The sequence below is a fragment of the Luteimonas changyuni genome, assembly GCF_039548395.1.
Taxonomy (GTDB): Bacteria; Pseudomonadota; Gammaproteobacteria; order Xanthomonadales; family Xanthomonadaceae; genus Luteimonas.
This window is the reverse complement of sequence record NZ_JBCLUZ010000053.1, coordinates 1-12,708: the sequence shown is the minus strand read 5'-3', so window position 1 is coordinate 12,708 and position 12,708 is coordinate 1. Positions and strand designations below refer to the sequence as shown.

The 12,708-nt window shown below is 70.7% G+C and carries 9 protein-coding genes and 1 tRNA gene; 2 read left to right on the top strand and 8 right to left on the bottom strand.

The annotated features are described in order from the left end of the window. Nucleotides 1-525 precede the first annotated feature (525 nt). Together xseA and WCD84_RS14145 are read right to left on the bottom strand one after the other, a co-directional pair. On the bottom strand, nucleotides 526-1,869 hold the full coding sequence (gene xseA / locus WCD84_RS14150; protein WP_343256177.1) for an exodeoxyribonuclease VII large subunit: 1,344 nt from the start codon (nucleotides 1,867-1,869) through the stop codon (nucleotides 526-528). Between the two features lie 361 nt (nucleotides 1,870-2,230). Next, entirely contained in the window at nucleotides 2,231-2,530 is a 300-nt protein-coding gene (locus WCD84_RS14145) for a DUF2218 domain-containing protein (RefSeq protein ID WP_343281776.1), read from the bottom strand. An 82-nt stretch (nucleotides 2,531-2,612) separates the two neighbouring features. Between WCD84_RS14145 and ispG the strand changes: the two genes are divergently transcribed. Continuing rightward, nucleotides 2,613-3,902, top strand: coding sequence for a flavodoxin-dependent (E)-4-hydroxy-3-methylbut-2-enyl-diphosphate synthase (gene ispG / locus WCD84_RS14140; RefSeq protein WP_343281775.1), 1,290 nt, complete (start codon nucleotides 2,613-2,615; stop codon nucleotides 3,900-3,902). A 1-nt stretch (nucleotide 3,903) separates the two neighbouring features. On the opposite strand, the gene WCD84_RS14135 is transcribed toward ispG, so the two are convergent. Then, nucleotides 3,904-4,785 (bottom strand): GGDEF domain-containing protein, encoded by an 882-nt coding sequence (locus tag WCD84_RS14135; RefSeq protein WP_343281774.1) that lies wholly within the window; start codon nucleotides 4,783-4,785, stop codon nucleotides 3,904-3,906. A gap of 90 nt (nucleotides 4,786-4,875) precedes the next feature. Between WCD84_RS14135 and WCD84_RS14130 the strand changes: the two genes are divergently transcribed. Further along, complete coding sequence (locus WCD84_RS14130) at nucleotides 4,876-7,596, top strand: serine/threonine-protein kinase (protein WP_343281773.1); 2,721 nt, start codon at nucleotides 4,876-4,878, stop codon at nucleotides 7,594-7,596. Between the two features lie 52 nt (nucleotides 7,597-7,648). Here the strand turns inward: WCD84_RS14130 and WCD84_RS14125 are convergent, their stop codons facing one another. From WCD84_RS14125 to WCD84_RS14105, 5 genes are all read right to left on the bottom strand, one after another. After that, a complete protein-coding gene (locus tag WCD84_RS14125; protein WP_449280130.1) occupies nucleotides 7,649-8,518 on the bottom strand; it encodes a DMT family transporter in 870 nt (289 codons plus the stop codon). 44 nt (nucleotides 8,519-8,562) lie between these two features. Beyond that, nucleotides 8,563-9,660, bottom strand: a complete 1,098-nt coding sequence (gene murB, locus WCD84_RS14120; RefSeq protein WP_343256172.1) for a UDP-N-acetylmuramate dehydrogenase — start codon at nucleotides 9,658-9,660, stop codon at nucleotides 8,563-8,565. After that, a complete protein-coding gene (locus tag WCD84_RS14115) occupies nucleotides 9,657-10,715 on the bottom strand; it encodes a quinone-dependent dihydroorotate dehydrogenase (protein WP_343256171.1) in 1,059 nt (352 codons plus the stop codon). Before WCD84_RS14115 ends, murB begins: the two co-directional genes overlap by 4 nt. Before the next feature lie 7 nt (nucleotides 10,716-10,722). Continuing rightward, complete coding sequence (amaB, locus tag WCD84_RS14110) at nucleotides 10,723-12,258, bottom strand: L-piperidine-6-carboxylate dehydrogenase (protein ID WP_343281772.1); 1,536 nt, start codon at nucleotides 12,256-12,258, stop codon at nucleotides 10,723-10,725. A gap of 23 nt (nucleotides 12,259-12,281) precedes the next feature. Beyond that, a tRNA-Arg gene (locus tag WCD84_RS14105) sits at nucleotides 12,282-12,358 on the bottom strand. Between the last annotated feature and the right edge of the window lie 350 nt (nucleotides 12,359-12,708).

Here is a 12,708-nt window from a genome sequence, read left to right as displayed (position 1 = left end):
CGGGCCCGGACCTTTTGGGCGGTGGTGGACGAGGGCAACGTCGACGCAGATGTCGCAAGCGGGCGGTCGGCACCGGATCAGCGGCGCAGCCACGCCAGGGCGACCCCTACGCTCGCGAGCGCGCGCCCGCTCTTGATGTTCGACCCGAAGCAGGAAAACGCCACGGCCCGTCCCGTGCACAGGGGGTGTGCGGAGAGCCGGCCATGGATGGCCGGCGCCCGGCCGCTGGGAGCAGGACGCGGAGACGGCCGGCGCAGCACACCCCCTGTGTGCGGGACGGGCAGCGCGGACCACAACGGAGCTCACGCCGCAACAACGTGCTCCAACTGTCACGTCAGCACCCCGGAGCCGCGAGAAGAACCAGCCACTCCGCCGGGTCGGCCGTGTGCCTCTCTCCCTCACTTGGGAGAAGAACCAAAAAAAGGGGGGGACGATCGCGGCTATAGCCGCTCCCACAAAGGCGGGGGGCGATCGCGGCTATGGCCGCTGCCACAAAAGCGGCTGTGGTCGCTCCCGCGGCAGGAGTCAGGCGTCGCCGGGCTCGACCCGCAGGTGCAGCTGGCCGTCGCCCACGCGTGCGGACAGGTGGTCGCCGGGCGCGGCGTCGCGCGTGCCGCGGACCACGCGGCCATCCTCGTGCTGGAGGATGGCGTAGCCGCGCGCCACGGTGGCCAGCGGGCTGACCGCTTCCAGCGAGCGCGCGATGCCGCGCAATCGCAGCGCGTCGTTCTGCAGCCTGCGCGCGATGGCAGCTTGCGGCCGCGGCGCAAGCATGGCCAGGCGCTCGCGCAGCATGGCGAGCCGGCGCTCGGGACGCGTCGCGCGCAGCACCGCCTCTGCGTGGCGCAGCCGCGCGCGGAGTCCCGTCTCGCGCGCCTGCCAGGCCGCGTGCAGCCGGCGCAGCGCCTGTTGCTGGCGTTCGCCCAGCGCCTGCAGCCGCGCCTGCGGCCGCAGTGCCTGCAACCGCAGCGAAGCACGGTCGGCGCGCTGCATCCGGTCGCGCATTCGCTGCAGGTGCAACGCCTCGAGGCGCTGGTGCAGGCCGCGCACGCGGGTCCGGACGTCGACCGCGTTGGGCACCAGCAGTTCCGCCGCCACCGAGGGCGTGGGCGCGCGCAGATCGGCAGCAAAGTCGGCCAGGGTGAAGTCGGTCTCATGCCCGATGGCCGACACCACCGGCACCGGCGCCGCCGCGATCGCACGCGCCAGGGCCTCGTCGTTGAACGCCCACAGGTCCTCCAGCGAGCCACCGCCGCGCGCCAGCACCAGCACGTCATAGCGACCGCTGGCCCCGGCGCGCTCGAGCATGGCGCGGATCTGCGCCGCCGCCGCATCGCCCTGCACCGGCACCGGCAGCACATCGACCTCGACCAGCGGAAAGCGCCGCGCCAGCACGCTCAGCACGTCGCGCACCGCTGCGCCCGACGGCGATGTGATGAGGCCCAGCCGTCGCGGGTACGCCGGCAGCAGGCGCTTGCGCGCGTCATCGAACAGGCCCTCGGCCTGCAGCTTCGCTTTCAGCTCGTCGAATGCTCGGCGCAGGGCGCCTTCACCGGCCTCCTCCAGCGAATCCAGGATCAGCTGGTAGTCGCCGCGGGCTTCGTACAGGGTCAGCCGACCGCGTGCCAGGACCTTCAGGCCATCGCGCGGCTGGAACTTCAGCCACTGGCTCTTGGGTTTGAACAGGGCGCAGCGCACCTGGGCGCGGGCATCCTTCAGGGTGAAATACATGTGCCCGGAGGCGGGGCGCGAGAAATTGCCGAGTTCGCCTTCCACCATCACCACGGGGAAGGCGTCTTCCAGCAGGCTGCGCGCCAGTGCGTTGAGCTGGGTGGGACTGAGGACGTTGTCGTTGGGCGGGGTCGGCATGCCGGTCAGGATACCGGGGCGCGGTCGCGGGCGCGGGTTGGCGCAGCGTCCGCGGGGGCCGCGGAACGGCGAATTGGTGGGTGCTCCGTGAACAGGTCCGCTTTGCGGCCCCTGAATGTTCACTACGCACCCCCCAACCCGCCTCGCAACCGCCTTCGCAGGCCGCAGGGAAAAGCAGAAAGGCAAAGGCGTGATGCTTTCTTCCCAGCTCGCTTTGCTGATCGCAGCGGAGGGTGGGTGGGTACGGAGCCGGCATTAAAGAGCAGCGCAACTGCGACGCCGGGGGAGTGCCCACCCACCCTCCGTCTCGGCCAAACCAAGTCAATCTGCTGGCCAGACGAGGCGGCGTGGGCAAAGCGCCTCAGCTGCGGTCGCCGTCCAGCCGCCAGCTGATTTCGAGGGTCTCACCGCGCGCCATGCGCTCGAGATGGGAGGCGACGACGCCCTGGAACTGCGCCAGCTTGGCCGCGTCGGGCGCCGTGACGCGGGCCTCCAGGGCGTCCGCGGTGGCGGCGAGATCGGTGGTCGTGTCGGCGTCGAACACCACGCGGGCGCTGGTTTGGTCGAATTCGACCCCGAGCTTGTGCGCCCAGTGGGTGCACAGGCGCTTGATCAGGCGGCTGCCGTCGGCAGTGGCGATACGGGCGGTGGAAGAGGGCACAGTGGATCCTCGCAAGGCGTGGTCATGAACTGGGGACGACCGGAAACCAAACAACCGTCACGCCAGGGACTAAAATGGAACGATGAACGCCATCTCCAGCACCGCACACATCGGCACCTCCCAGAGCCTGCAGGAATGGGCATTCGGCCCGGCGCCGCGCCGGCCCACCCGCCAGGTGATGGTCGGCAGGATCGCCGTGGGCGGCGACGCGCCGGTGGTGGTGCAGTCGATGACCAATACCGATACCGCCGATGTCGCATCGACCGTGAAGCAGGTCGCGGCACTGTGGCGCGCCGGCTCCGAGCTGGTGCGGGTGACGGTGAACAACGCCGAATCCGCCGCGGCCGTACCGCGCATCGTCGACAAGCTGGCGATGATGGGCATCGAGGTGCCCATCGTTGGCGACTTCCACTACAACGGGCACCAGCTGCTGACGGCCGAACCGGCATGTGCGGAGGCGCTGGCGAAGTACCGCATCAATCCGGGCAACGTCGGCTTCGGCAGGAAGCGGGACACGCAGTTCGCGCAGCTCATCGAGTTCGCGATGCGTTACCAAAAGCCGGTGCGCATCGGCGTCAACTGGGGTTCGCTCGACCAGTCGCTGGCGACGGCGCTGATGGACGAGAACGCCCTGCGCGCCGAACCCTGGGACGCCGGCCGCGTGCTGCGCGAGGCGCTGATCCGTTCGGCGCTGGATTCCGCCGCGCGCGCGGTCGAGCTGGGCCTGGGCGCTGACCGCATCGTGCTCAGCTGCAAGGTCAGCGGCGTGCAGGAGCTGATCGCGGTGTACCGCGACCTCGCGAAGCGAAGTGACTTTGCACTGCACCTCGGCCTCACCGAGGCCGGCATCGGCAGCAAGGGCATCGTCGCGTCCAGCGCCGCGCTGGCGGTGTTGATGCAGGAAGGCATCGGCGACACCATCCGCATCTCGCTCACGCCCGAGCCCGGTGCGTCGCGCACCCAGGAAGTGATCGTGGCGCAGGAGCTGCTGCAGACCATGGGCCTGCGCGCGTTCACGCCGATGGTCACCGCCTGCCCGGGCTGCGGTCGAACCACCTCGGAGTTCTTCCAGGAGCTGGCCAAGGTCGTGCAGGAGCATGTGCGCGCGAAGATGCCGGAGTGGAAGATCACCCATCCCGGCGCCGAGCACCTGACGCTGGCGGTGATGGGCTGCATCGTCAACGGCCCGGGAGAGTCGCGCCACGCCGATATCGGCATCTCGCTGCCCGGCACCGGCGAGGCGCCGGCGGCGCCGGTGTTCGTCGACGGCGAGAAGTCGGTGACCCTGCGCGGCGACAACATCGCCCATGACTTCGTGGGCCTGATCGACGCCTATGTCGACCGCCGCTACGGTGCGTCCACCTCCGCCTGAGTCAGTCCTCGATCCTTACCAGGTTGCGGCCGTCGTCCTTGGCGCGGTAAAGCGCGGCGTCGGCGGCGGCCATCAGGCTGCTGCGGCTGGCGCGCCCCGGCGCAAGCGTTGCGAGGCCGATGCTGATCGTGATCCGGTGCGGCTCGCCGCCGATGTCGAACCCGGTGGCTTCCACGGCCGCGCGCAGCCGCTCGGCGAACGCCAGCGCGGCATCGGCCTCGCATTCGCACAGCAGGACCGAGAACTCTTCGCCGCCCACCCGCGCGGCGATGTCGTCATCACGCACGTGGCTGCGGATCACCGCGGCCAGCCGGCGCAGGACCGCATCGCCGGCGATGTGGCCATGGCGGTCGTTGACCGGCTTGAACAGGTCGACGTCGATCAGGCACAGCGCCAGGGCACGCCCGTGGCGCGCGGCGCGGGCGATCTCCTTGTCGGCGAGTTCGCAGAAGTGGCGGCGGTTGTAGAGATCGCTCAGCGCGTCATGGGTGGCGAGCTGGTAGATCTCTTCGTGGTAGCGGGCTTCGACGCTGGTCTGGCTGATGAACTTGAGGATGCTCTCGCCGATGGTGACGTGGTCGCCGTCGCACAGGACGTGCTCGGCAATGCGCGCATCGTTGACGCGCACGGCATTGGTCGCGCCCAGGTCCCGGATCCGGTAGTCGTTGCCGTCGCGCCACACCGAACAGTGCTCGCGCGAAACGCTCTTGTGGGCGATGCAGAGGTCGGCGTCCTGCGAGCGGCCGATGAGGACGGCGCTGTCCTCGATGTCGACGCGGCGCCCGAGGGCTTCGCCGTGGATGACCACCAGGCAGGCCGATCGCGGCGCGGGGCTGGCAGGCCCTGCGCTCAGCATCGTGCGCTGAGTGGTTTCGTCCGCCATGATGGCGCCCCGCTGGTCTGAACCGGAAAGTGTAGCCCGCTCCGTACCGGAGTTGGAGTGCGCGCTAGGATAGGGCCGCAAGGGGGATGCATGATCCACGCTGGCGACGATCCCGATCGCACCGAGCTTCTGGCTACGCGCACCGGCGCGGCCGGAACGGGCGATGGTGCCACGCTGGCCGCGGGGGTGCGCCTGGGGCGCTATCGCATCGTCGAACTCCTTGGCCGCGGTGGCATGGGCGAGGTCTACCGCGCGGAGCAGCTGGAGCCGGTGCGGCGTACGGTCGCGCTCAAACTGATGCGCGGCAGGCGCCTGGAGGCGCGGCACCTGGCGTACTTCGAAGTGGAGCGCCAGCTGCTGGCGCAGATGCGGCATCCCGCAATCGCCCAGGTCTTCGACGCCGACACCACCCCCGATGGCCAGCCCTATTTCGCGATGGAGTTCATTGCCGGCAGTCCGCTGACCACGTATTGCGAGGCGAATGCGCTGCCGCTTGAAGCGCGGCTGCGGCTGCTGGTGGGCGTCTGCGAGGGCGTCCAGCACGCCCACCAGAAGGGCGTGGTGCACCGCGACCTCAAGCCCGGGAACCTGCTGGTGGACGAAGTCGACGGCCGCGCGCTGCCGAAAATCATCGATTTCGGCATCGCCACCGCGGCCACCGCGGTCGCTCGCGACCCGTCCGGTGGCCAGCGGGAGGTCGCGGGAACGCCGGAGTACATGAGTCCGGAACAGGCCCTTGGCGACCAGGCGCTGGTCGACACCCGCAGCGATGTCTACTCCCTTGGCGTGGTGCTGTTCGAACTGCTCACGGGGCAGCGCCCTGCCGTTGCCGGCGAGAGCATCGCGGGCAGCACGCGCACGCTGCGCCTCCCGTCCCGGCACCTGGCCACGCTGCCGCCGGACGAAGGAGCGCGGCTGGCCCGTGCGCAGGGCATGAACGTGCCGCGGATGCGGCGGGTGCTGCGCCACGAGCTCGACTGGGTGGTCGCGCGCGCGATGGCCCATGACCGCGCCGACCGCTATCCGTCGGCCGCGGCGCTGGCCGACGACCTGCGCCTGTTCCTGGCAGGCCGCGCGCTGTCGGCGGTGCCCGCGTCGCGACGCTATACCGCGGTGAAGTTCATCCGCCGGCACCGCGCCGCCGTGCTTGCGGCGTCGGTGGCGGTGGTCGCCCTGACGGGCGGCCTGGCGATGTCGGTGCACGGCCTGATGCAGGCCCGCGCGCAGCGCGCGATCGCGGAAGAGCGCAGCGCGCAGTTGGAGACGGTGGCGGCGTTCCAGCAGTCGATGCTCGAGGACATGGACGTCGAGGCCATGGGCAGCGGGCTGGCCGCGGGCCTGCGCGCGCAGCTCGAGAGGGCGGGGCCCGAGGCGGCCGCGGCGCTTGAGGAAGTCCTGTTCCACGCCAGCACGCCCGATCTCGCCCGCAGCCTGGTCGACGGCAATATCCTGCTGCGGGCGGAAGCGGCCATTGCGCGCGACTTCGCCACCCAGCCGCTGCTTGACGCCGACCTGGGCGAATCGGTCGCGGCCGTGCGCGCCGCGCTGGGACTGCACGCGGTCGCGGCGCAGGGCTACGCCAGGGCCGCGGCGATCCGTTCGCGTGAGCTCGGGCCCGGGGATCCGGGTGCACTGGACGCGCGCCGCGAGCAGGCCGAGATGTTGCTCCTTGGCGGCGATCCCGAAGCGGCCCGCGAGGCCATCGACGCGGCCTTCATCCACGCCGGCAAGCTGCCTGCCGACGGCCCGCTGCGGCTGCGGATGGAGCATACCGATGCCGGCATCCTTGCCTCGATGGGCGACCGTCCCGAATCCTTGCGCCGGCTGCAGGCGCTGCACGCACGTGCCGCCGCCGCCCAGGGCGACGAGGGCGCGGAAGCCACGTCGATCCTCAACAGCCTGGCGATCCTGCAGACGCGCATGGGCGATCCTGCTGCCGGCCTGGTGTCGATGGAACGCCTGGCCGCCATCCACGAGCGCGAACTCGGGCGCGACGGGTCGGGGACGATCGATGCACTGCACAACATGGGTCCGATGCTGGTGCTGACCGGCAACGTCCAGGGGGCGATCACGCTGCAGCGCGAGGTCGTGGCCCTGCGCAGCCGCCGACTGGGTGCCGAGCATCCCGCCACGCTGTCCTCGCGCAGCAACCTGGTGTCGTTCCTGAGCGATGCGGGCGAGCTGGAAGAATCCCTGGAGACCGGTGCCGACGTGATCGAAGCGATGGAGCGCGTACTCGGCAGGGCCGACCGCGCCACCCTGCGCGCCAAGTTGAACCGGTCCACCACGTATGCACGCGCCGGTGACTACGAGGCCGCGCTTGCGATGCAGGCCGAGGTGCTGGAGGCGCGCACGAAGCTGCTGGGGCCGACCCATCCGGACACGCTGTTCATCGCCATCAACCGCGCCGGGACCCTGCTGCAGTCGGGGCGCCCGGAAGACTCGCTGGCCCGCATCGCGCAGCTGCTGCCGCCCGCTGTCGAAGTGCTCGGCCGGCGCCATCCGCAGCTGCATGCCGCCATGCAGATCCACGCCGAGGCGTTGCAGGAGCTTGGCGACCATGCCGGCGCCGCCACCGCCTTCGCCGGGCTGCTGGTCATCCGCCGCGACGTGGCCGGTGAGGACCATCCGCTGACGGTCGCGACCGCGGCGCAGCTGTCCGATGCGCTGGCGGGTGCTGGGCGCACTGCCGACTCGGAGGCGGTGTGGGCCGATCTGGTCGCGCCGCTGCTTGCGGCCGAACCGGACGGCCTGGCGCCGCCGCTGCGTGAGCTGGCCGACAGTCTGCGCGATGACGCGGGTGGGCGGTAGCGCCACGGTTGGCCGGCGCGGTTGAGGCTGTGCTCGGCCCGCCGCGATTCCGCTATTCGCCCGGCTTCGCCGCTTCGGCGGGCGCGTTGGTCGCCGCGCGCCGCGCAAGCTGCACTTCGCGGTGCGCGATGTAGATGTTGGCGGCCAGGATGATGCCGGCGCCGAGCAGGGTCCATCGCGTGGGCTCTTCGCCGAACAGCAGCCAGGCCGCCAGCGCCACCAGCGGCAGCTGCACGAAGCTGATCGGCTGCAGCGCCGAGACCTCGCCGATCTTCAGCGCGCGCGTCCACAGCAGCTGGCCGCCTGTCCCGAACGCGCCAAGCAGCAACAGCCAGAGCCAGGTGATGCCCTGCGGCCACTGCCAGGCGAACAGCGCCGGCACCAGCGACATCGGCACCCAGAACACGTAGGTGTAGAAGACAATCGTGTCCGCGGCGTCCACGCGCGAGAGCTGCTTGATCTGGATTGCGACCAGCGCCGCAAGCAGGGCACCGGACAGCGCCACCAGGGTGCCGAGGCTGAAGTCGGTGCTGCCCGGGCGCACGATCACCAGCACGCCCACCAGGCCGATCAGCACCGCCGACCAGCGCCGCATGCGCACGACTTCGCCCAGGATGAACACCGCCGCCACCGTTGCGAACAGCGGCGTGGCATAGGACAGCGCAATCGCCTGGGCCATCGGCAGGTGGCCCAGCGCCCAGAAGCCGCAGAGCATCGACCCGACACCGATCGCGCAGCGCAGGACGTAGCGCGGCAGCTGGGTGGTGCGCGGCAGCTGCCAGCGGCCGTGGAACAGGAAGGGCAGCAGGAACAGCAGGCCGAAAAAATTGCGGAAAAACGCGATCTGGTAGGTGGAAAGATCAGCGGAGGCGAGCCGGATGGTGACTGCCATCGCGGCGAAGAAGCTGGTGCTTCCGAGCATCAGCAGTGCAGCGCGTGCCTGCGGGCTCACCGCCGCCGCCGCGCTCACCAGTGCGCGCCGATGATGCGCGGTTCCGGCTCCAGCGCGACGCCGAAACGCGCCTGCACCGAAGCGGCGATGCGGCGGGCCAGCGCCAGCAGTTCCGCGCCGCTGGCGTTGCCGTGGTTGACCAGTACCAGCGCGTGGCCGGACGCGACGCCGGCGTCGCCATCGCGATGGCCCTTCCAGCCGGCGGCCTCGATCAGCCAGGCCGCCGACAGCTTGCGCAGGCCGGGGCTGCCGGCGTCGAAGCAGGGCAGGCCGGGATGCCCGGAGAGCAGGGCGTCAGCCTGCGCCGACGGCACGATCGGGTTCTTGAAGAAGCTGCCGGCATTGCCGAGCACGGCCGGATCGGGAAGCTTGCGCCGGCGGATGCGGCAGACCGCGTCGGAGACCTGCGCGGGGGTGGGCGCGGTGAGGCCCATGGCCTCGAGTTCGGCGCCGAGGCCCGCGTAGCCGAGCTCCAGCCGCGGCGTGAGCGAGAGGATGAACTCCACCGCGGTCACCACCCAGCGCCCGGGCTCGCGCTTGAAGCGGCTGTCGCGGTAGGCGAAGCCGCAGTCGGCCGCGGCCAGGCGTACCGCTGCGCCGCGTTCGCGGTCCCAGGCCTCGACGGCGTGCACGCGGCGGTCGAGTTCGACGCCGTAGGCACCGATGTTCTGGATCGGAGCGGCGCCGACCGTGCCCGGGATCAGCGACAGGTTCTCGAGACCGGACAGCCCCAGCGCCAGGGTGTGCAACACGAAGTCGTGCCAGCCGCGGCCGGCCTCGGCGCGCACGATGACGGTGTCGCCGTCGCCATCGCCGTCGCCATCACCGTCGTTGCCGTGCGCGCCGTGCGCGTCGTGCGTGATCGCATCGCCCGTGAGCGCCAGCGCGACGCCGCCGAAGTCGCCCGCGAACAGCAGGTTGCTGCCGCCGCCGAACACCAGCAGTCCCTCCGCCATCCGCGGATCGGCAAGGACGCCGGGCAGGGCATCGGCATCGGCCACTTCGACCAGCCAGGCCGCGCGCGCGGGCACGCGGAAGCTGGTGCGCGCGCCGAGGTCGGCGTCGCGCGTCCAGCGCACCGCGGGGTCTGCGTCGATGGCGGCGGCACTCACAGGTTCGGGAGGTTGCCGCGGCTCGGCGCTTCCTTGCGCCGGCGGATGGCCTCGACGCACTCGCCGATCAGCGCCGGGCCGCGGTAGACCAGGCCTGTGTACAGCTGCACCAGCGAGGCGCCGGCGGCGGTCTTCTTGGCCGCGTCGGCGCCGGAAAGGATGCCGCCAACGCCGATCAGGGGGATGCCCTCCGGCAGGCGGGTGCGCAGCATGCGCAGCACCGCGGTGGACTTGTTCATCAAGGGCTCGCCCGACAGCCCGCCGGACTCGTGCGCGTGCGCATGATCCTGCACTGCGATGCGCGACACCGTGGTGTTGGTGGCGATCACGCCGTCCACGCCCAGGTCGCCGAGCACGCGCGCGGCGGCGTCGATGTCCTCATCGCTGAGGTCGGGCGCGACCTTGACCAGCATCGGCACGCGGCGGCCGTGGCGCGACGCCAGCCGCTCCTGCGCCTCGCGCAGCGTGCCCACCAGGTGGCGCAGCGACTGCTCCTCCTGCAGCTCGCGCAGGCCGGCGGTGTTGGGCGAGGAAATGTTGACGGTGACGTAGTCGGCCAGCGGATACACCCGCTCGAGGCAGTGCAGGTAATCGACGTGCGCGGACTCGTTGGGGGTGTCCTTGTTCTTGCCGATGTTGATGCCCAGCAGGCCGTGGTCGCGGCGGCGCGCGCGGCCGACGTTGCGCACCAGGGCGTCGACGCCGTCGTTGTTGAAGCCCAGGCGGTTGATGATGGCCTGGTGCTTGGGCAGGCGGAACATGCGCGGCTTCTGGTTGCCCGGCTGCGGCCGCGGCGTGACCGTGCCGACTTCGACGAATCCAAAGCCGAGCCCCAGCAGTGCATCGATGTGCTCGCCGTTCTTGTCCAGCCCGGCGGCCAGGCCGACCGGGTTGGGAAAGCTCAGCCCGAAGGCCCTGGTCGGGAACGCGCGCGGCACGCCCCCCAGCAGGCGCTGCACCCGCATGCGGTGCAGCGCCTCGAGCGAGGACAGGCCAAGGCCGTGCGCGCGCTCCGCGTCGAGTGCGAAGAGGAAGGGGCGCGCCAGGCCGTACATGCGGTCCTCAGAGGTCGAACTTGATGCCCTGTGCCAGCGGCAGCGCGTCGGAGTAGTTGATGGTGTTGGTCTGGCGGCGCATGTACGCGCGCCACGCATCCGAGCCCGACTCGCGACCGCCGCCGGTGTCCTTCTCGCCGCCGAACGCGCCGCCGATCTCGGCGCCGGAGGTGCCGATGTTGACGTTGGCGATGCCGCAGTCCGAACCCGCCGCCGACAGGAAGGCCTCGGCGCGCTTGAGGTTGGTGGTGAAGATCGCCGACGACAGGCCCTGCGGCACGTCGTTCTGCATGGCGATGGCGTCTTCCAGCTCCGAATACTTCATCACGTACAGGATCGGCGCGAAGGTTTCGGTCTGCACCACCTCGGCATCGTGGGCCAGGCCGGTGACGATCGCCGGACGCACGAAGAAGCCCTTGCGGTCGGTGAACGCCGTGCCGCCGCTCTCGACCGTGCCGCCGGCGGCCTTGGCCTGTTCGATCGCCGCCAGGAAGGCATCGACCGCCGACTGGCTGTTGAGCGGGCCCATCAGGTTGGCGGGGTCGGTCGGATCGCCGATCTTCGTTTCCACCTGCGCGTAGCCGGCCTTCAGCTTGGCCAGCACGTCGTCGTAGATCGACTCGTGGATGAAGGCGCGGCGGGTGCTGGTGCAGCGCTGGCCGGCGGTGCCGACGGCGCCGAACACGATCGCCGGGATCGCGAGCTTCAGGTCGGCGGTTTCGTCGACGATCATGGCGTTGTTGCCGCCGAGCTCGAGCAGCGAGCGGCCGAGGCGGCGCGCGACGCGCTCGCCGACCTGGCGGCCGACCCTGGTCGAGCCGGTGAAGCTGATCAGCGCCACGCGCCGGTCGTCGACCATGCGCTCGGCAAGCGCGTTGTCGGTGTCGTTGAACAGGAAGAACAGGTCCGGGAAGCCGCCTTCGCGCAGTGCCTCGTTGCAGATGCGAATCGAGGCGATCGCCGACAGCGGGGTCTTGCCCGAGGGCTTCCAGATCGAGATGTCGCCGCAGGCGGCCGCGATCAGCGCGTTCCAGGCCCAGACCGCTACCGGGAAGTTGAACGCCGAGATGATCCCGATGACGCCCAGCGGCTGCCACTGTTCGTACATGCGGTGGCCCGGGCGCTCGGAGTGCATGGTCAGGCCGTAGAGCTGGCGCGAGAGGCCGACGGCGAAGTCGCCGATGTCGATCATCTCCTGGACCTCGCCGTCGCCTTCGGGCTTCGACTTGCCCATCTCCAGCGCGACCAGCGAGCCCAGCATGTCCTTGTTGGCGCGCAGCGCGTTGGCGCACAGGCGGACGGCTTCGCCACGCAGCGGCGCCGGCGTGGTGCGCCAGGTCTTGAACGCGCGCTGGGCGCGCTCGACGATGACTTCGTAGTCCTCGGCGGAGGTGGCGTGCACCTGTGCCAGCACCTCGCCATCGGTCGGGTTCACGGGCTCCAGCACGCCGGCATCGCGGGTCTTGGACCACTCGCCGTTGCCGAGGTAAGTGCCGGGTTCGGTGGCGGACAGGCCGAGGGCGGTGAGGACGGGATGGGGCATGGGGAAACTCCTTGAGGCGAAAGTGGTGCCCCCGGCGCGATTCGAACGCACGACCTTCCCCTTAGGAGGGGGACGCTCTATCCAGCTGAGCTACGGAGGCAGCAGCCGCCAATTCTCGCACGGTGCCTCCGGGACGGGCAAAGAACGCGGGTATGCGTGATGCCGGAGTGCCGGTGGTGGGGGCTTTCGGTTGAGGAGGGGGACGCTCTATCCAGCTGAGCTACGGAGGCAGCAGCCGCCAATTCTCGCACGGTGCCTCCGGGACGGGCAAAGAACGCGGGTATGCGTGATGCCGGAGTGCCGGTGGTGGGGGCTTTCGGTTGATTGCTCCGGGAGGGAGTGCGCTGCCCGCCGTGGAGGCAGGGGGGATGCCCAGCCGGAATATGCGCATCCTGCTCCCAGTTCCGGCCGCCGGCCATCCATGGCCGGCTCTGGGCATCCCCCCTGCCT

Bases quoted from the DNA above. Each gene is read 5' to 3' on its own strand.
- WCD84_RS14130 (WP_343281773.1), top strand. From the start codon at position 4,876: ATGATCCACGCTGGCGACGATCCCGATCGCACCGAGCTTCTGGCTACG.
- WCD84_RS14135 (WP_343281774.1), bottom strand. From the start codon at position 4,785: ATGGCGGACGAAACCACTCAGCGCACGATGCTGAGCGCAGGGCCTGCC.
- xseA (WP_343256177.1), bottom strand. From the start codon at position 1,869: ATGCCGACCCCGCCCAACGACAACGTCCTCAGTCCCACCCAGCTCAAC.
- amaB (WP_343281772.1), bottom strand. From the start codon at position 12,258: ATGCCCCATCCCGTCCTCACCGCCCTCGGCCTGTCCGCCACCGAACCC.
- WCD84_RS14125 (WP_449280130.1), bottom strand. From the start codon at position 8,518: ATGCTCGGAAGCACCAGCTTCTTCGCCGCGATGGCAGTCACCATCCGG.
- WCD84_RS14115 (WP_343256171.1), bottom strand. From the start codon at position 10,715: ATGTACGGCCTGGCGCGCCCCTTCCTCTTCGCACTCGACGCGGAGCGC.
- ispG (WP_343281775.1), top strand. From the start codon at position 2,613: ATGAACGCCATCTCCAGCACCGCACACATCGGCACCTCCCAGAGCCTG.